Here is a 16272-nt window from a genome sequence, read left to right as displayed (position 1 = left end):
CCACGGCGGCGCGCGCCGCCAGCCCGGCGCCGCGCAGGGCGCGCACCAGCCGGGGGGGCAGCGCGGCCTCGCCCCCGTGCAGGGCGGCGGCGCCCGTCACGTCCAGCAGCAGCCCGTCCGGCGCGTCGGGCGCCACCAGCGGCGTCCAGCGCAGCGCCCAGGCGGCGAGGTCGCGCAGGGCGGCGGCGTCGCCCTCCAGGTCGGCCGGGGCCACCGCCAGGTCGGGGATGCGCGCGCGCGCCTCGGCCAGCGGCAGGCCGGGGCGCAGGCCCAGCGCCAGGGCGGCGCGGCAGGCGGCGGCCACCACCTCGCGCCGGCCGTCGTGCCCGTGCGTCACCAGCGGCTGCTCAGCCGGTGGCGCGCCGGGGCGGCGGCGCAGCCGGTCGGTCGGCAATGTCGGGAACCACACCGAGACGACCCTGCGCATCGCACGCCTCCACCACCCATGTTCCGCCCGCGCCGCCGCGCACCCGCCACAGCTCCAGCCGCCAGCGGGCGCGGCCCAGCCCTTCCACCTCCGGCGCGTCCGGCACCGGGGGGGCGCCGGGCAGGGCGGCGATGCGCCAGCGGGTCAGCGCGGCGGAAGGCGCGGCCGCCGCCTCCGGCCCGCCCCGGGCGCGGCGCAGCAGCAGCGCCATGCTGCCGGAGCGCCCGGCGGCGAGCTGCAGGCGGCGGGTGGCGGTGAGCGGCACGGCGCCCGTCACCTCGCCCACCACGCCGGCCAGGCCGGGCTCGCGCAGCCCTTCCTCCATGGCCGGCAGCACGCGGCGCTCGTCGCCCATCTCGGCGTGCAGCAGGCGCGCGGGGGGCAGGCCGGCGCCGGCCAGGCCGGGGGCGAAGAGGTCGTGGCGCGCCAGCACCCACAGCACCGGGCCGGGCAGGCGGGCCAGCACCCCCGCCACGAACAGGGCGGCGGCGGCGCCCCATTCGGCTTCCTCGCCCGTGCCCGTCACCTCGTGCAGGGCGCCCAGCGGCAGGCCGCCGCCGGGCAGGGCGGCATCCACGCCCGGGTGGCCGAAGGGCAGCACGGCGAAGGGGCGCTGGCCGGGGGAGGCGCGCTCCAGCCGCTCCAGGCGGGCGCGCAGATCGGCGAGGGGGGGTGGGGCGACTCGCATGGCATGACGAACATAATAGGAACATCGTCGGCAAGGGAAGCGTTGCCGAGGGCAAAGGCCTTTGGGGAAAGGGGGCGGCCAGCCGGATGCGGAAGGAAGGGGCTGCCCGGGGCAGGGCCGGCAAGGCAGCGGCGCGCACCGAGGCGGGCGGCAAGCGCCGGCAGAGAAGCAGGGGCGAAGGCGGCCCGTCCCGGCGGGCGGGCCGCCTTCCGGGGGGGTCAGCCGCGGGCGCGCGGCACCGGGGCAGGGGCCGGGGCCATCATCGGCGCCGGGGCGGGCGAGACGGTGGTGGCCACGGGGGCGGGGCGGGCCGGCTCCTGCGCGCAGGCGGCCAGCAGCACGGTGGAGGACAGCGCCAGGGCGGCCGCGGGGGCCAGGCGGGTCAGCTGACGGAGGGTGACGCGCATGGGATTCTCCTTGAGAAGTGGGTGGACGTCCGGGATTGGACGTCAACCTTCTGGAAGCGGTCAAGTTCTGAGTTGGTTGCATGTGGACGTGGAGGTCGCGGGGAATGATGCGCGAGGGCGAGGAGGCGGGGCGGGGCGGGGTGTCGCGGCGGGGGCTGGTGGCCGCCCTGGCCGTGGCTGGCTGCGCCACGGAGGCGCCGCCGCCACCGCGCCCGCCCGCGCCCATGCCCGCGCCCGCGCTGATGGCCTGGGTCCCCCCGCCGCCCGAGCCGGAGCCGGAGCTGGCCCTGCTGCGCGACGGCCCGCGCGTGCTGACCATCGCCGGCGAGTCGCTGGACGCCGCGCCGCTGCGCCGATTCTACGCCCGGCACGGCTTCCAGCCGGTGTGGGAATCGCGCCCGGAGCAGGCGGCGGCGCTGACCGCGGCGGTGGCCAGCGCCAACCGGCACGGCCTGGACCCTTCCGCCTTCCACGCGGCGGCGCTGATCCGCCGGGCGGGGCTGCCGCCGCTGGAGCGCGAGCTGCTGCTCTCGGCGGCCGCGCTGTCCTACGCCGACGCGCTGGCCCATGGCCGGGTGCCCGCCGGCCGCCGCCGCCCCGCCGAGACGCTGGCGCCGCCGCCGCGCGACGTCGAATCGGCGCTGGGCGCCGTGGCGGCGGGCCGGGCGGCGGACGCGGCGCTGGAGGAGCTGGCGCCCGACGCCCCCGCCTATGCCGCGCTGCGCGCCGCCCTGGCCGGCGCCGTGCTGGCCGGCGGCGGGCCGCCCGGCCGCCTGCGCCCGCTGCAGGTGAACCTGGAGCGCCAGCGCTGGCTGCCGCGCCGCCTGCCGCTCGACCGCATCTGGGTCAACGTCGCCGACCAGCAGCTCACGCTGTTCCAGGGCGGGGAGCCGGCGCTGTCCTGCCGCGTGGTGGTGGGCGGCGAGGGCGAGCGCGAGCAGAGCCCGGAGCTGCAGGCGATGGTGGAGGGCATCTTCTTCAACCCGCCCTGGGTGGTGCCGGCCGACATCGTGGAGCGCGACATCCTGCCCCGGCTGGCCCAGGACCCCACCTACCTGGAGCGGCGCAACATGGTGCTGCGCGACAACGGCGAGGTGGAGCAGCGCCCCGGGCCGGGCGCGGGGCTGGGCGTGCTGCTGTTCGACATGCCCAACCGCTTCGACGTCTTCCTGCACGACACGCCCGCGCGCGAGTTCTTCAGCCGCGGCGCCCGGCGCCTGAGCTACGGCTGCATCCGGGTGGAGAAGCCGCGCGAGCTGGCGTCGCTGCTGATGCGCCGGCCGATGGCGGCGGTGGAGGCGGAGATCGCCCGCGGCGTCACCCACCGGCTGGACCTGCCGGCGCCGGTGCCGGTGTTCCTGGTGTACCAGACCGCCTTCGCCGACGCGGAGGGCCGCGTGCAGCTGCGCCCCGACTTCTACGACCGCGACCCGCGGCTGTGGCAGGAGCTGCAGGGCCGCGCCGCCGCCGGGCCGGCGTGACGCGCGGCTTCCCCCGGCGGCCGGGGCCCTGTATTCATCCGGATACGACGCCCTGGGAGAGCCGCCGATGCTGCGCCGCCTGTTCCTGTCGCTGCCGCTGCTGCCCGCCGCCGCCCGCGCGCAGGAGGCCGTCACCGTCTTCGCCGCCGCCTCGCTGACCGACGCCCTGCGCGAGGTGGCGGCGCAATGGGCGGCGCGCGGCCACCCCGCCCCGCGGCTGAGCTTCGCCGCCTCCTCCGCCCTGGCGCGCCAGATCGAGCAGGGCGCGCCGGCCGACCTGTTCATGAGCGCGGACGAGCCCTGGGCCGACTACCTGCAGCAGCGCGGCCTGCTGGCCGAGGGCACGCGCTCCTCGCCGCTGGGCAACGCGCTGGTGCTGGTGGCGCCCGCCGCCTCGCGCGCCGAGGCGACGCTGGCGCGCGGCACCGACCTGCTGCCCCTGCTGGGCCCCGACGGCCGCCTGGCCACTGGCGACCCCGCGCACGTGCCGGTGGGCCGCTACGCCCAGGCGGCACTGGGCTGGATGGGCGCGTGGGAAGCGGTGGCGCCGCGCCTGGCCCGCGCCGACAACGTGCGCGGCGCCCTGCTGCTGGTGGAGCGCGGCGAGGCGCCGCTGGGCATCGTCTACGCCACCGACGCCGCCGCCTCGCGCGGGGTGCGGGTGGTGGCGGCCTTTCCGCCGGACAGCCACGCCCCCATCACCTATCCCTTCGCGCTGACCCGCCGCGCGGCGGGCAACGGGGCCGCCCGCGCCTTCCTGGACTTCGCCCGCGGGCCGGAGGCGGCGGACACCTGGCGGCGCTTCGGCTTCACCCTGCCGCGGTGATCCTCCAGCCCGAGGAATGGCAGGCCGTCCGGCTGAGCCTGGAGGTGGCGACGCGCTCCGTCGCGCTTTCGCTGGCGCCGGCGGTGGCGGTGGCCTGGCTGCTGGCGCGGCGGCGCTTCCCCGGCCGGGCGCTGCTGGACGCGCTGGTGCACCTGCCGCTGGTGGTGCCGCCGGTGGTGGTGGGCTGGGGGCTGCTGATGCTGCTGGGCATCCGCGGGCCGATCGGCGCGCCGCTGCACGCCTGGTTCGGCGTGCGGCTGGTGTTCACCACGGAGGGCGCGGCGCTGGCCACCGCCGTGATGTCCTTTCCGCTGATCGTGCGCGCGGTGCGGCTGGGGCTGGAGGGCGTGGACCGCGGGCTGGAGCAGGCGGCGGCCACCCTGGGCGCCGGCCGGCTGGACCGCTTCGTGACGGTGACGCTGCCGCTGATGTCGCCCGGCATCCTGGCCGGGGCGGTGACCGCCTTCGCCGCCGGGCTGGGGGAGTTCGGCGCCGTCATCACCTTCGCCTCCAACATCCCCGGCGAGACGCAGACCCTGCCGCTGGCCATCTACAGCGCCACCCAGACCCCGGGCGGCGAGGCGGTGGCGGCGCGGCTGGCGGCGGTGTCCTTCACCCTGGCCGTCGCCGGGCTGCTGCTGGCGGAGGTGATCGCGCGGCGCATGGGCCGCTGGCTGGGGCGCGCGGCGTGATCGAGGTGGCGCTGCGCCACCGCTTCGCCCCCGGCGGCTTCGCGCTGGACGCCGCCTTCGCGGCCCCGCCGCGCGGGGTGACGGCGATCTTCGGCGCCTCGGGCTGCGGCAAGTCCTCCGTGCTGGCCGCGGTCGCCGGGCTGCTGCGGCCCGAGGCCGGGCGGGTGGCGCTGGGCGGGCAGGCGCTGCTGGACACCGCGCGCGGCGTCTTCGTGCCGCCCGAGCGCCGGCGCTGCGCCCTGGTGTTCCAGGACGCCCGGCTGTTCCCGCACCTGAGCGTGGAAACCAACCTGCGCTACGGCCTGCGCCGCGCCCCGCCGGCGGAACCCGGCCCGGCCCTGGAGGAGGTGGTGGCGCTGCTGGGCCTGGGGGCGCTGCTGCGCCGCCGCCCCTGGGGCCTTTCGGGCGGCGAGCGGCAGCGGGTGGCGCTGGGCCGCGCCCTGCTGGCCCGCCCGCGCCTGCTGCTGCTGGACGAGCCGCTGGCCAGCCTGGACGCCGCCCGCCGCGCCGAGGTGCTGCCCTTCCTGGCCCGGCTGCGCGACGCCGCCGCCGTGCCCATGCTCTACGTGACGCACGCGCTGGAGGAGGTGGACGCCCTGGCCGATCACCTGGTGCTGCTGGAGGCCGGCCGCGTCGCTGACCACGGCCCGGTGGAGGAGGTGGCGGCGCGCCCCGGCGGCCCCCTGGCGGCGCGGCGCGACGCCGGCGTGCTGCTGCCCTGCGAGGTGCTGGAGGCCGGCCCGCTGGCGCGGCTGCGCTTCCCCGGGGGCGAGCTGCGCGCCACCGGCCACCCCGGCCCGCCCGGCGCGCGGCTGCGGGTGCGGCTGCGCGCGCGCGACGTGGCAGTGGCCACGGAGGAGCCGCGCGGCCTGTCCATCCGCAACGCGCTGCCCGCCGTGCTGGCCGCCATCGGCCCCGGCGGCCCCGGCGAGGCGCTGCTGCGGCTGGCCGTCGGCCCCTCCGTGCTGCTGGCGCGCGTGTCGGGCGAGGCGGTGGCGGAGCTGGCGCTGCGCCCCGGCCAGCCGGTCTGGGCGCTGGTGAAGGCCGTCACCTTCGACCACCGGGGGCCGGGATGACGCGCGCCGCGCTGAGCCTGCGCCTGGACCTGCCGGGCGGCCGCATCGGCCCGGGCAAGGTGGCGCTGCTGGAGGCCATCGGGCACGAGGGCTCCATCTCCGCCGCCGGGCGGGCGCTGGGCATGAGCTACAAGCGCGCCTGGGACCTGGTGGACGCCACCAACCGCCTGCTGGGCGAGGCGGCGGTGCAGGCCGCGCCGGGCGGCGCCGGCGGCGGCGGCGCGCGGCTGACCGAAGCCGGCCGGCGGCTGGTGGAGGATTACCGCGCCATCGAGGCCGCGGCGGCGCGCGCGGCCGCGCCCCGGCTGCGCGCCCTGCTGCGGCGCCTGCCCTGAACCGGGCCGCCCCCTGCTCCCGTCCTGCCGAGGTGGCGCTTCACCGCGGCGAGGTTGCCGTCGCCGCGGTTCGCGCGCTGGGCGGCCCGGCCAGCAGCGCCTTCGCCGCCCGCGCCGCATCGGCCGGCGTCAGGCCGAAATGCCGCCAGAGGTCCGCCTCGGCGCCGGATGCGCCATAGCCGGCCATGCCCAGGAAGCCGCCGGCCTCGCCGGTCCAGCGGTCCCAGCCCAGCCGCGCCGCCGCCTCGATGCCCAGGCGCGGCGCGGTGCCCAGCACGGCGGCGCGCTCGGCCGCCGGGCGCGCCTCGAACAGCGCCCAGCAGGGCATGGAGACGACGGCGGCGCGCAGCCCCTCGGCTTCCAGCAGGTCGCTCGCCGCCAGGGCCAGCGCGACCTCCGAGCCGGTGGCGAGCAGCGTGACGTCGCGCCCGCCTTGCGGCTCGCGCAGCACATAGGCGCCCTCGGCGCTGCGGTTGGCGCCGGCCGCGCGCCGCACCGCCGGCAGGGGCTGGCGGGCTCGCACTGCTACCGGGCCGTCGCGGCGGGCTGCGCCCTGCTGGTGGCCGGCACGCTGACCAACATGCTGCGCGTCGCGCTGCTGGGCCCCGAGGGGCTGCCGCGCGAGGGCGGGGAAACCGCGGTGCCATGAGCCTCGTCCTCGCCTTCCTGGGCCTGATGATGGCGGTGGTGACGGTGGCTCACGCGCTGGTCATCGCATCGGGCGTCGCCGTGCTGTGGGACGGCCATCCTGCTGCTGACGCCGGTGTTCCTGCCGCTGGCGGGGCAGATCGGCATGGACCCGCTGCAGCTGGGGCTGATGATGGTGATCAACCTGGGCATCGGCCTCTACACCCCGCCGGTGGGAACGACGCTGTTCATCTCCTCCACCCTGGCGCGCGCGCAGATGGGCGAGACGGTGCGCGCGCTGTGGCCCTTCTTCGCCGTGGCCGTCGCCGTGCTGCTGCTGATCTCCTACGTGCCGGCGCTGACGCTGCGGTTCTGAGGGCGCGTCACTCCAGCGCCTGGAAGCCGGTGGCGCGCACCACCTGCGCCCAGCGCTGCGCCTCCTCCCGCCACATGGCGGCGAAGGGGGCGGCGCCGCGGGCGGTGGGGCGGAAGCCGGCCTCGGCCAGCCGGGCGCGCAGAGCCGGCGCCTCCATGGCGCGGCGCACCGCCGCCTCCCAGGCCGCCAGCAGCGGGGCAGGGGTGCCGGCGGGGGCCACCAGGGCGAACCAGGCCTCGATGGACAGGGCGGGCAGGCCGGCCTCGGCGGCGGCCGGTACCTCGGGCAGCACGGCGATGCGGGCCGGGCCGGTGGTCATCAGCGCGCGCAGGCGGCCGGCGCGCACGTGCGGCGCCACCAGCGCCACGGTGCCGAACATGCCCTGCACCTCGCCGTTCAGCAGCGCGGTCATGGCGTCGCCGGTGGCGCGGAAATGCACGGCCTCCGCCGCCAGGCCCCATTCGCGCGCCAGCAGGGCGGCGGCGAAGTGGCCGGGGGTGCCGGCGCCGAAGGTGCCCAGGAACACCGGGCGCCGCCCGGCCGCCCAGCCGCGCCAGGCGGTGAGGTCGGGCGTGGGCAGGCTGGCCGGTGCCACCAGCGCGAAGTCGATGGCCGCGACCTCGCCCACCGGGGCGAAGTCGCGCAGCGGGTCGTAGGGCAGGCGGGCGTAGGTGGCCGGCGCCATGGCCAGCTGCGACACGTCGCCCAGCAGCAGCGTGGTGCCGTCCGGCGCGGCGCGCGCCACCTCCTGCGCCGCCAGGGCGCCGGCGGCGCCGGGGCGGTTGTCCACCACCAGCCCGGCCGGCAGGGCCTCGCGCAGCCCGTCGACCAGCAGGCGGGCCACCAGGTCGGGGCCGGTGCCGCCGGGAAAGCCCAGCACCAGCCGCACCGGGCGGTCGGGCAGGCCCGGCGCCTGCGCCTGGGCGGGTGCCGTCAGGGCCGGCGCGGCCAGGGCGGCGCCGAGCGCGGCGCGGCGGGTGATGGTCATTCTGGTTCTCCCCTCCCGTGTGGCGGGCGTCACGCCCGCTCGATGCGGATCAGCACGCGGTCCGGCCGCCGCTCGCCATGGCCCAGGAACAGCGTGCGGTGCAGCCAGTCCAGACGGGGGGCGGCGGTCTCGAACACCGGCGCGGTGCGGAAGTACACGCGCTCCGGCGGCACCGGCTCGCCGCGCAGCAGCCGGGCCATGTCCTCCGGGGCGGCGGTGCGCAGGCCGCGGTTGACCACGTAGACCAGAGCGCCGTCATCCAGCCGCAGCACGTAGCGCGCCTCGATCTCCGCCACGCCGTCGGGGCGGATCAGCTGGAAGTCGGCGCCGCCGGGCAGGACCTCGCCGTTCAGCTCCGGGCCACGGACGCGGCCGCCGGTGATGGGGATGACGCGGCGCTCCCCCAGCGGGGTGGCGCCCACCAGCAGCGGTGGGGCGACCTCCGCCTCCACCAGCGCGATCAGAAGATCCACCCCAGCGCGGCGGTGCCGGCCCAGAGCAGCACCAGGATGACCACCGTGGCGAACAGGCAGCCCAGGAAGGTCAGCAGGGCGCCGATGCCGATGGTGCGGCTGTCGTGCTCCACCACCCCCAGCGCCATGACGATGTTGCCGAAGGCCGGCGGGGCGTTGGTGCCCGGCCCGGGCAGGATGAGCATGATGGCGCAATAGACCGTGAGCCAGCCCACGATGCGGTCGCCGAAGGGGCCGGTCCAGAAGCCCGGGCGCGGGCGGACGATGCGCTCCACCTTGCCAATCCAGCCGGAGGAGGCGTCGGACAGGCGCAGCAGGTCCTCCCGCCGGATGGTCTGGCGCGCGATGAAGGCGGGCAGCCGGGGCACGCGGCGGCCCATGCCCATCTGCGCGCCCAGGATCAGCATGGGGATGCCGAAGACGCTCGCCATGCCCGGCAGCAGCGAAGGCAGGCACAGCAGCAGGATCAGCAGGCCGAAGGCGCGGTCCCCGAAGGCCTCGGCCATGTCGCCCAGCGAGATGCGTGCCCCGGGGAACTGGGCCGCGACCTCGGTCACGATGCGGGAGATCGGCGCCTCGTGCGAGGCGTTCGGCATGCCGTCCAAGGGGTGCTGGCTTCCTATCCGGGGCAGGGCAGGGATGCCCCGCCCGCATAGATGGTCATTTCACGCGGTGATTCCAGCGGGAATCTACTAGGCCCCGGTGAAGGAAGGCTTGCGCTTCTCCATGAAGGCGCGCCGGCCCTCGCGGTAGTCGGCGCTGTCGAAGCAGGAATCCTGCGCGGCGGCGATGGCGGCCATGTCGCGCTCCGCCGGGTCGGCCAGGACGGCGCGCACCGTGCGCTTGTTGGCCAGCAGGGAGAGCGGGGCGTTGGCGGCGATGGTGGCGGTGATGGCCGCGACCTCGGCGTCCAGGCCCTCGGCCGGCACCACCTTGTTGACCAGCCCCATGCGCTCCGCCTCGGCCGCGGTGATGCGCCCGCCGGTCATCAGGATGAAGTGGGCGTGCGCCGGGCCGACCAGGTCCACCAGGTTGCTCACCATGTCGAAGCCGTAGGCGATGCCGAGCTTCGCGGCGGGGATGCCGAACTCGCTGCCCGCGCCGCAGATGCGCATGTCGCAGGACATGGCGATGCCCAGGCCGCCGCCCATGCAGAAGCCCTGGATCTTGGCGATCACCGGCTTGGGGAAGGCGGCCAGCCGGGCGCGGCCGTGGCTGGTCTTGGCGTTGTAGTGCTTCTGCGCCTCGGCGTCCGAGCGCGTCTTCTCGAACTGGGAGATGTCGGCGCCCGAGACGAAGGCCTTGCCGCCCGCGCCTTCCAGCACGACGCAGCGCACCGCGGCGTCGGCGGCGAAGGCGTCCAGCGCCTCGGCCATGCCGTCCCACATGCCGATGGACATGGCGTTGCGCTTCTCGGGCTGGTTGAAGGTGATGGTGCCCACGCCCCCCTCGGCGCGGGCGAGGATCTTGCCCTCGGCGTAGTCGGTCATGGCGTTTCCCCTTCTTTCGCGGTCGCCCCTGGTCTAGCCGCCCCGGGGCAAGCCGAAAAGCCGCGGCCGCCCGGCCCGGTGCGGGCAAGGGCGCGTGGCCAGCGGCCTTGGCGCCGTTCCATGCCGCGGCCCTTCACGGTTTCTTCACCTTCGTCTCCGATGGTGGGACCGGAGCCCGCCATGGATATCGCCCCCCTTCCGCCCATCCTGCCGTCCCGGCCCGCCGGGCGCGCCTCGCCGCCCGCCGCCGCGGCGCCGGAGTCCGCGCCGGACGCCAGCCCCGGCCCCAACCCGCGCCTGCGGGTGGACCCGGCGCTGAACCTGCTGGTGGTGGAGTTCCGCGGCGCCGGCGGCGAGGTGACGCGCACCAGCCCGACCGAGCAGGAGCTGCGCGCCTACCGCGCCGCCCAGCTGCGCGGCGAGGATCACAGCAGCAAGGTGATGCCGCGCGCCGCCGCCGCGGCCGCCCAGGGCGAGGCGGCGCCGCCGGCCGCGGTGGCGGAGGCCGCCTCCAGATCCTTGGCGGCCAGGTAGCGTTCGGCCAGGCGCTGCACCTGGCGCGGGTCGCCCAGCTTCGCCACGTCCAGCCGGCTCTCGATGGCGCGGCGCTGCGCCTCGACCGACTGGTTGACGATCTGCTCGGGCAGGCCGAGCGCCTTGGTGACGACGCGGCGCAGCACCGCGTTGCCCAGGATCTCGTAGGTGCTGGCGACGCTGGTGGCGCGCTGGCTGAACACCACGGCGTCGCCCACGCCGTCGGCCTGCGCCTCCAGCTCCTCGTTCCAGGCGGCGCGTTGCAGCCCCTCGGCCAGCTTGGCCTGCAGCGCGGGGTCCTTCAGCGCGTCGAGGTCCCGGCCGTGCAGGTTCAGCGTCTGCGCCGCCGCCTTCCAGCGCGTGTCGGGCAGGGTGTTGGCGACGCTGCGCGCGTCGCCGAGGTCGGACAGGAAGGCGCGCCGGGCGAGGCCCGGCTGCGTCGCCGCCTCCGGCACGCCCAGGGCGCGGCCCAGAACCCCCATCACCCGCGGGTCCCGCAGCGCGGCGTCGAGGTCGCGCGCCTGGCCCAGGGCGCGGTTGAACTGCTCCAGCCCCCGTTGCTGGGCGGGCTGCCGCGCCAGCCGGGCGAGGGCGCGGGCTTCCTCGCCCTCGCCGATGGCGCGGCGGAACAGGGCGAGGGCGCTGATCACTCGGCGGCCTGCGCCGGGCGGCGGGGCGGCGGCAGGGGCGGGATGCCCAGCACCTCCTCCTCGTGGCGCATGATGCGCCGCGCGAGCTTGAGCGCGGCGTAGCCGTCATCGGCCTCGGCGTGGGCCAGCGCCTCCTCCAGCAGGGCGCGGCAGGTGGCGGAGGTGGTGGCCTCCATGAACTCGCCGATGCGCAGCCGGGCCTGCCCCAGCCCGGTGGCGCGCTCCTCCTCCGTGCCGATGTAGGCGGTCTGCAGCGCGAAGTAGATGCGCCGCGCCGGGGTGGTGGCGGCGTCCGGCGGCATGATCTGCTTGCCGAACAGGAACCGCGCCCGCGAGGCGAGCTCGATCCGCGCGCGGTTGCGGAAGCGGATCGGCGCGCCGTTGACCACCATCATGTCGCCTTGGCGGAGCTCGAGTACCAGCGTGGACATCCGTCTTCCCATCCATCCTGCGGGCCCGTCCTGGCCGCCCGCCATCTTGCGCCGCGCGCGGTTAATGCGCCGTGAAGCGCCCTCAGCCCAGGAACTTCGCCAGGCTGAGGCCGGAGATGGAGGCGATGGCGCGGAAGCTCGCCTCCAGCGCCGACTGCGTGGCCTGCAGCCGCGTCATCGTCGCGGCCAGGTCCACCTCCTGGATACCAGCGAGCTGCACCTTCAGCGTGTCGGTCACCCGGGCGTGGCGCTCCTGCGCCGCGGCCACGCGCGCCTGCACCAGGCCCAGCGCGCCCGCCTCCTCGCCCAGCGAATCCTCCGCCGCGGCCAGGCCCTGGCGCACGCTGCCCACCAGCGCGTCGAAGTCGTCCGGCGCGGCGGCGGCCTGGGCGGGCTCCAGCGCGGCCAGCACCATCAGGTTGCGCAGCAGGTCGCGCGCCCAGGCGCCGGTGGTCTCGCCGGTGCTGGCGGCCTCCGTGTTGCGCGCGGCGTGCAGCCCGTAGGCCACCAGCTCGCCGTCGCCGGCCGGCACGGCGCGGCGCGGCGCCGCCGGGTCGGCCGCGGCGGCGGAGAAGGGGGTGTCGTCCGCCTGCGCCACGGCGATGGTCTGCGCCGCCACCGCCGCCGCGTTGCCCGGCGCCAGCGCCGCCACCTCGGCCGCGATGGCCGCGGCCATCGGCCCGGCCGCCAGCCCTTCCGGGCTGGGCACCGGGGGGCGGGCGATGTCGGTGCCGGCGAACAGGTATTCCCCGGCATGGCGGGTGTTCAGCAGCGCGCCGACTTCCGCCAGGGCGGCGCGGGCGCGGCCGGCCACGGTGGCCAGGCTGTCGGGCCGGCCGGCCTCCACGCGCATAGCCACCTCCGTGCGGAACTCGCGCGCGATCCCGCGCAGGCGGTCCAGCGCGCCCTGCGTCACCTCCATGCGCGCGCCCGCCTGGTCCATGGCGCGGGTGTAGGTGTCGCGCCGCCCCATCTCGGCGCGCAGGGAGACGGCGCGCGGCACCTCGGGCGCGATGTCGCCCAGGCGCTCCGTCCGCTGGCCGCTGGCCACCTGCCGGGTCAACGCCTCCAGCCGCAGGCGCAGCGAGGAGGTCTCCGCCGTCAGCCGGCCGATCATGTCGCTCATTCAGCTCACCGTCCGATGGAGAGCAGGAGATCCCACATCTCCTGCGCCGTGTTCATGACGCGCGCGTTGGCCGCGTAGGCGTTCTGCAGCTGCACCATCGCCGCCATCTCCGCGTCCGTGCCCACGCCCGACTGCGCGGCGAAGCGGGCGTCCAGCCCGTCGCGCAGGCCGGTGGCGCGGTCCTTCGCCTCCGTGGCCGCCGCGCGGTCGGCCACCTGGGCGGCGGCCAGGGCGGCGGCGAAGCCCGCCACCCCGCGCGGTGCGAAGAAGGGGGAGGAGAGCGTGCCGTCCGGCCCCAGGCCGCCGGAGGCGAAGGCGGGCCAGGGGTTGCCGGCGCTCGCCTCCTCGCCCAGGGCGAAGCCGGCGACGCGGTCCAGCAGCCCGGTGAAGCCGGCCGGGCCGCCGGGCGGGTTGGGGGTGAAGGCGGTGGGCCCGCCGGGGCTGGCGGCGACGGCGTGGGTGCCGTCGCGCAGCAGCCGGGGGTCCTGCGCCGCCGATGCGCTTACCTGCATCAGCGCCGCGAAGCCCAGCTGCCCGCCGGCGGGGGCGGCATAGGGCTGCGCCACGTCCGGCACGGCGCCGGCGCCGTCGGTGAACAGGCGCAGCCCCTGGGCGTCCATCCGCGCCGCCAGGCTGGCGGCGGCGACGTCCAGCTCGGCGGCGAAACGCGGCAGCGTCTCGTCGCGCAGGCGCAGCATCTCGCCCAGGCGGCCGCCGGACAGGCGGGCGGTGACGTCCGTGCCCTGCAGCGTCACCCCCGCCAGGGTGCCGGCGCCGCCGTGGAAGGAGGCGGCGCCGATGGCGCCCTGGGCGAAGCCGAACACGTCCCGGTTCGGGTCCAGCGGCAGGGTCAGGCCGCCGGCCACCAGCGTCACCCCGCCATCGGCGCGCGCGATGGGGCGCACCGGCAGGCTCTCGCTGAGGGTGGCGATGGCGGCGTCGCGCTGGTCCTCCAGCGCGGCGGTGGAGGCGCCGCTGGCCCGCGTGGCGACGATCTCGGCAGACAGGCCGGCCACGGCGCGCAGCTGGCGGTTCAGCAGCGCCACCTCGGCGGCGATGCCGGTGTGCGCCTCCTCCCGCGCCCCGGCCACCGCGCGGGCGACGTCGTTGAAGCGCGAGGCGAGGTCGCGCGCGGCGCCCAGGGCCGCGCGCTGCAGGCCGGAATCGGCGGGGGAATCGCGCAGGGCCAGGAAGGCCGTCTGCAGGGCGCCCACGCCGTCGGCCAGGGTGTCGCCGGCCTCCGGCGTGCCGTGCGCCGCCTCGATGCCGCCCAGCAGGCGCTCGCGCAGCCCGGCGGCGGCGGCGTCGGCGGCGCGGGCGTTGCGCTCGTTCACCAGGGCGGCGTCCACCGTGCGCGCGGCCACCCCGGCGCGCACCCCCATGGGCTGCCCGGCCCAGGCGGTGGCGGACATGTCCACCTGCTTGCGCGTGTAGCCCTCGGTGCGGGCGTTGGCGATGTTCTGCGACACGTTCGCCAGGGCCTGCTGGGTGGCCAGCAGCCCGGTGCGCGCGATGCCGAAGGCGAGGTCGAGGCTCATGGCAGGAGGACCCTCCGGCCCCATCGGTTAATGGGGCGTTTCGCGTGGCGCATCTGCACGCCACACTGTTGCATCAACGCCGCATGTTGATGGTTTCCTGGAGCATCTCGTCCGCGGTGGTGACGACCTTGGTGTTGGCCGTGTAGGCGCGCTGGGCGACGATGAGCTTGGTGAATTCGGCCGCGATGTCCACGTTCGACTTCTCCAGCGCGCCCACCACCAGCTTGCCCACGCCGTTGCTGCTGGCGTCCGTCACCCGCGCCTCGCCGCTGTCCAGCGTGCGCATGAAGGCCTGGCCGTCGATGCGCTGCAGGCGGTCGGGGTCGGCGAAGGCGACCAGGGGCACGCGGCCGATGACGCGGCTCTGCCCGTTGTCGTAGTTGACCATGATGTCGCCGGTTTCGCCGATGGACAGGCCGCTGTAGCCGCCGGGCGGCACGCCGTTCTGCTCCAGGTTGCGCAGGGAGAAGTCGGTGGCGTCCCACTGCGTCAGCCCCTCGGGCAGGTTGAAGCGGCCGAGGTTGAGGGTGATGTCCTGCGCGGCGACGCCCAGCCCCATGTTCAGCGTCAGGGTTACCGGGTCGTTGGTGGTGCCGGCCACGCCGTCGAAGGAGTTGATGGTGCCGTCGGCGCCGAAGACGACGGGGATGTCCACCGCGCCGGAGGTGGGCGGCGGGTTCACGCTCATGCGCCAGGTGTTGGCGGCGGCGGGCACGGCGGGCGGGCCCACCGCGCCGGGATCCTGCGCGAAGGTCAGCGTCACCGCGTGGCGGCGGCCCATGTCGTCGTACACCTCCACCTGGGTCGAGTAGCTCTTGGCCTCGGCGGGGGAGGCGGGCGGCGTGAGGGCCGGCAGGTTGGCCGACATCTCGATGGTGGTGGTGGCGATGGGATTGAACACGTTCTGCGAGACGCGGATGGGGTTCAGCGTCGTGCGGTCCATCTGGCCGTTGTCCTGCATCCGCCAGCCGCGCAGGTAGTAGCCGGAGGAGTTCACCAGGTAGCCGTCGGCGTCCATGGAGAAGTCGCCGGCGCGGGTGAAGAACTGCCGGTCGTCGAAGGTGGGCAGCCCGTCCACGGTGCCCCGGGCCTGGGCGACGGCGAAGAAGCCCTGCCCGCCGATGGCCATGCCGAGCGGGTTGGAGGTCTGCTCCACCGTGCCCTGCACCGTGTTGGTGAAGTCCGGCCGCGCGAGCACCGAGCCGGGCGAGTGGATGGTGGCGTTGGACTGCGTCACCAGGTCGGAGAAGTTGGTGTCCACCCGCTTGAAGCCCACGGTCTGGCTGTTGGCCAGGTTGTCCGAGACGTGGCCCAGCGCGCGCGCCTGGGCGGCCAGGCCGGAGATGGCGGTGGTCATGGAACCGAACAGGGACATCGGGCCTCCTCGTGCCGGGGTCTGGCCGGGGCCTCGCAGCTTCCGTGCCAGGGCTGGGCGGGGTGGGCGGGCGCGCTCCGTGCCGCAGGGGGGAATCCGCCGCCGCCGGGCGGCAGGCTTTGCCGGGCCGGGCGGCGCCGGGGCTGGCGCAGGGCTTGCAGCGCCCGCCGCGACCCATCCCGCGAGGTGCCCGCCCCATGCAGATTCCGGCCGCCCTGCCCGCCGCCCCCGCCGCAGTCCCGCCGGCGGCGCCGGAAGGCGGCGCGCCCGGCTTCGCCCTGGCGCTGGGCCGGGCGGCCGAGGCGTCCGGGACGGCGCCGGCGCTTCCCGGGGCGCCTGCCCCGCCGGGCCCGGGGGCGGCCGTGCCCCTTGCTGGCCTGCCCGCCGCGCCCGGCGTGGTGTTGCCGGATGCGCCCCCCGCGGCGATTCCGCCCGTGATGCCCCGCGCGGCGCCATTGGGGGCGGACCCGTCGCGCCCGGCGGGTGCGGCTGCCCCTGCCGCGCCGGCGGCCGCCGCTCCGCTCCCCGCCGTGGCGCCATCCATCACGCCGCGGGCCGCCGCGCCGTTCCCAGCCGCGCCGCCCGCAGCCACGCCGCCATCCGTCACGCCCCCCACCGCTGAGCCGGCGTCCGCCGCGCCCCCGCCCCTTGCCGCGCCGCCCGCTGCCCCGCCGGGCGCGGCGCCGCGCCCCGGGGGGGGCGCGGGGCGGCGTCGCCGAGGGGGGCGTGATC

20 protein-coding genes are annotated in these 16272 nt (G+C 77.1%); 7 read left to right on the top strand and 13 right to left on the bottom strand.

All coding sequences use genetic code 11. The features are described from left to right. The 3 genes from ACI6QG_RS19065 to ACI6QG_RS19055 form a co-directional block, all read right to left on the bottom strand. Positions 1 to 337: Y-family DNA polymerase (locus tag ACI6QG_RS19065; protein ID WP_491630754.1), on the bottom strand; the 337-nt coding region annotated here is incomplete at its 3' end. Between the two features lie 10 nt (positions 338 to 347). Next, positions 348 to 1115, bottom strand: a complete 768-nt coding sequence (locus ACI6QG_RS19060; protein WP_407026173.1) for an ImuA family protein — start codon at positions 1113 to 1115, stop codon at positions 348 to 350. A gap of 218 nt (positions 1116 to 1333) precedes the next feature. Further along, a complete protein-coding gene (locus tag ACI6QG_RS19055; RefSeq protein ID WP_407026172.1) occupies positions 1334 to 1522 on the bottom strand; it encodes a hypothetical protein in 189 nt (62 codons plus the stop codon). Between the two features lie 104 nt (positions 1523 to 1626). On the opposite strand from ACI6QG_RS19055, the gene ACI6QG_RS19050 reads away from it, so the two are divergent. From ACI6QG_RS19050 to ACI6QG_RS19030, 5 genes are all read left to right on the top strand, one after another. After that, the gene (locus ACI6QG_RS19050; RefSeq protein ID WP_407026171.1) at positions 1627 to 3003 is read left to right on the top strand and encodes a L,D-transpeptidase scaffold domain-containing protein; all 1377 of its coding nucleotides are present in this window, start codon (positions 1627 to 1629) and stop codon (positions 3001 to 3003) included. Positions 3004 to 3070: 67 nt separating this feature from the next. Next, positions 3071 to 3829, top strand: coding sequence for a molybdate ABC transporter substrate-binding protein (gene modA, locus ACI6QG_RS19045; protein WP_407026170.1), 759 nt, complete (start codon positions 3071 to 3073; stop codon positions 3827 to 3829). Next, positions 3826 to 4521: a molybdate ABC transporter permease subunit gene (gene modB, locus ACI6QG_RS19040; protein ID WP_407026169.1), complete on the top strand. Its 696-nt coding sequence runs from the start codon at positions 3826 to 3828 to the stop codon at positions 4519 to 4521. Before modA ends, modB begins: the two co-directional genes overlap by 4 nt. Then, a complete protein-coding gene (gene modC, locus ACI6QG_RS19035) occupies positions 4518 to 5597 on the top strand; it encodes a molybdenum ABC transporter ATP-binding protein (protein WP_407026168.1) in 1080 nt (359 codons plus the stop codon). The genes modB and modC overlap by 4 nt, the downstream gene beginning before the upstream one ends. Next, the gene (locus tag ACI6QG_RS19030) at positions 5594 to 5932 is read left to right on the top strand and encodes a winged helix-turn-helix domain-containing protein (RefSeq protein ID WP_407026167.1); all 339 of its coding nucleotides are present in this window, start codon (positions 5594 to 5596) and stop codon (positions 5930 to 5932) included. Before modC ends, ACI6QG_RS19030 begins: the two co-directional genes overlap by 4 nt. 40 nt (positions 5933 to 5972) lie before the next feature. On the opposite strand, the gene ACI6QG_RS19025 is transcribed toward ACI6QG_RS19030, so the two are convergent. Further along, the gene (locus ACI6QG_RS19025) at positions 5973 to 6455 is read right to left on the bottom strand and encodes a transketolase-like TK C-terminal-containing protein (protein WP_407026166.1); all 483 of its coding nucleotides are present in this window, start codon (positions 6453 to 6455) and stop codon (positions 5973 to 5975) included. 222 nt (positions 6456 to 6677) lie between these two features. On the opposite strand from ACI6QG_RS19025, the gene ACI6QG_RS19020 reads away from it, so the two are divergent. Beyond that, a complete protein-coding gene (locus ACI6QG_RS19020) occupies positions 6678 to 6935 on the top strand; it encodes a TRAP transporter large permease subunit (protein WP_407026175.1) in 258 nt (85 codons plus the stop codon). A gap of 7 nt (positions 6936 to 6942) precedes the next feature. Here ACI6QG_RS19020 and ACI6QG_RS19015 read toward each other — a convergent pair whose 3' ends face one another. The 4 genes from ACI6QG_RS19015 to ACI6QG_RS19000 all read right to left on the bottom strand — a co-directional run bounded on the left by ACI6QG_RS19015 (position 6943) and on the right by ACI6QG_RS19000 (position 9886). Next, on the bottom strand, positions 6943 to 7923 hold the full coding sequence (locus ACI6QG_RS19015) for a Bug family tripartite tricarboxylate transporter substrate binding protein (RefSeq protein ID WP_407026165.1): 981 nt from the start codon (positions 7921 to 7923) through the stop codon (positions 6943 to 6945). Positions 7924 to 7952: 29 nt separating this feature from the next. After that, positions 7953 to 8396: a DUF3237 domain-containing protein gene (locus ACI6QG_RS19010; RefSeq protein WP_407026164.1), complete on the bottom strand. Its 444-nt coding sequence runs from the start codon at positions 8394 to 8396 to the stop codon at positions 7953 to 7955. Then, the gene (locus ACI6QG_RS19005) at positions 8384 to 8992 is read right to left on the bottom strand and encodes an exopolysaccharide biosynthesis protein (protein WP_407026174.1); all 609 of its coding nucleotides are present in this window, start codon (positions 8990 to 8992) and stop codon (positions 8384 to 8386) included. The genes ACI6QG_RS19010 and ACI6QG_RS19005 overlap by 13 nt, the downstream gene beginning before the upstream one ends. Positions 8993 to 9088: 96 nt before the next feature. Continuing rightward, positions 9089 to 9886 (bottom strand): enoyl-CoA hydratase, encoded by a 798-nt coding sequence (locus tag ACI6QG_RS19000; protein WP_407026163.1) that lies wholly within the window; start codon positions 9884 to 9886, stop codon positions 9089 to 9091. Positions 9887 to 10066: 180 nt separating this feature from the next. Here ACI6QG_RS19000 and ACI6QG_RS18995 point away from each other — a divergent pair, with 180 nt between their 5' ends. Then, positions 10067 to 10420: a hypothetical protein gene (locus ACI6QG_RS18995; protein WP_407026162.1), complete on the top strand. Its 354-nt coding sequence runs from the start codon at positions 10067 to 10069 to the stop codon at positions 10418 to 10420. Here ACI6QG_RS18995 and ACI6QG_RS18990 read toward each other — a convergent pair. The 5 genes from ACI6QG_RS18990 to flgE form a co-directional block, all read right to left on the bottom strand. Further along, positions 10312 to 11070 carry a DUF1217 domain-containing protein gene (locus ACI6QG_RS18990; protein WP_407026161.1) on the bottom strand — a complete coding sequence of 253 codons (759 nt, stop codon included), beginning with the start codon at positions 11068 to 11070 and terminating at the stop codon, positions 10312 to 10314. The two genes, ACI6QG_RS18995 and ACI6QG_RS18990, sit on opposite strands and share 109 nt — an antisense overlap. Further along, positions 11067 to 11501 carry a flagellar biosynthesis repressor FlbT gene (locus ACI6QG_RS18985; protein WP_407026160.1) on the bottom strand — a complete coding sequence of 145 codons (435 nt, stop codon included), beginning with the start codon at positions 11499 to 11501 and terminating at the stop codon, positions 11067 to 11069. Before ACI6QG_RS18985 ends, ACI6QG_RS18990 begins: the two co-directional genes overlap by 4 nt. 82 nt (positions 11502 to 11583) lie before the next feature. After that, the gene (locus tag ACI6QG_RS18980; protein WP_407026159.1) at positions 11584 to 12627 is read right to left on the bottom strand and encodes a flagellin; all 1044 of its coding nucleotides are present in this window, start codon (positions 12625 to 12627) and stop codon (positions 11584 to 11586) included. A gap of 5 nt (positions 12628 to 12632) precedes the next feature. Beyond that, positions 12633 to 14165, bottom strand: coding sequence for a flagellar hook-associated protein FlgK (locus ACI6QG_RS18975; RefSeq protein WP_407026158.1), 1533 nt, complete (start codon positions 14163 to 14165; stop codon positions 12633 to 12635). A gap of 73 nt (positions 14166 to 14238) precedes the next feature. After that, positions 14239 to 15540, bottom strand: a complete 1302-nt coding sequence (gene flgE, locus ACI6QG_RS18970) for a flagellar hook protein FlgE (RefSeq protein ID WP_407026157.1) — start codon at positions 15538 to 15540, stop codon at positions 14239 to 14241. Positions 15541 to 16272 lie beyond the last annotated feature (732 nt).

This window comes from Sabulicella flocculans, assembly GCF_045449635.1.
Classification (GTDB): domain Bacteria; phylum Pseudomonadota; class Alphaproteobacteria; order Acetobacterales; family Acetobacteraceae; genus Roseococcus.
The sequence above is the reverse complement of the archived record's forward strand: the minus strand, read 5'-3'. Positions and strand labels throughout refer to the sequence as shown.

Bases quoted from the DNA above. Each gene is read 5' to 3' on its own strand.
- ACI6QG_RS19050 (WP_407026171.1), top strand. From the start codon at position 1,627: ATGATGCGCGAGGGCGAGGAGGCGGGGCGGGGCGGGGTGTCGCGGCGG.
- flgE (WP_407026157.1), bottom strand. From the start codon at position 15,540: ATGTCCCTGTTCGGTTCCATGACCACCGCCATCTCCGGCCTGGCCGCC.
- ACI6QG_RS18995 (WP_407026162.1), top strand. From the start codon at position 10,067: ATGGATATCGCCCCCCTTCCGCCCATCCTGCCGTCCCGGCCCGCCGGG.
- ACI6QG_RS19030 (WP_407026167.1), top strand. From the start codon at position 5,594: ATGACGCGCGCCGCGCTGAGCCTGCGCCTGGACCTGCCGGGCGGCCGC.
- ACI6QG_RS18985 (WP_407026160.1), bottom strand. From the start codon at position 11,501: ATGTCCACGCTGGTACTCGAGCTCCGCCAAGGCGACATGATGGTGGTC.
- ACI6QG_RS19005 (WP_407026174.1), bottom strand. From the start codon at position 8,992: ATGCCGAACGCCTCGCACGAGGCGCCGATCTCCCGCATCGTGACCGAG.
- modA (WP_407026170.1), top strand. From the start codon at position 3,071: ATGCTGCGCCGCCTGTTCCTGTCGCTGCCGCTGCTGCCCGCCGCCGCC.
- ACI6QG_RS19000 (WP_407026163.1), bottom strand. From the start codon at position 9,886: ATGACCGACTACGCCGAGGGCAAGATCCTCGCCCGCGCCGAGGGGGGC.
- ACI6QG_RS19015 (WP_407026165.1), bottom strand. From the start codon at position 7,923: ATGACCATCACCCGCCGCGCCGCGCTCGGCGCCGCCCTGGCCGCGCCG.
- ACI6QG_RS19060 (WP_407026173.1), bottom strand. From the start codon at position 1,115: ATGCGAGTCGCCCCACCCCCCCTCGCCGATCTGCGCGCCCGCCTGGAG.
- ACI6QG_RS19055 (WP_407026172.1), bottom strand. From the start codon at position 1,522: ATGCGCGTCACCCTCCGTCAGCTGACCCGCCTGGCCCCCGCGGCCGCC.
- ACI6QG_RS18975 (WP_407026158.1), bottom strand. From the start codon at position 14,165: ATGAGCCTCGACCTCGCCTTCGGCATCGCGCGCACCGGGCTGCTGGCC.
- ACI6QG_RS18980 (WP_407026159.1), bottom strand. From the start codon at position 12,627: ATGAGCGACATGATCGGCCGGCTGACGGCGGAGACCTCCTCGCTGCGC.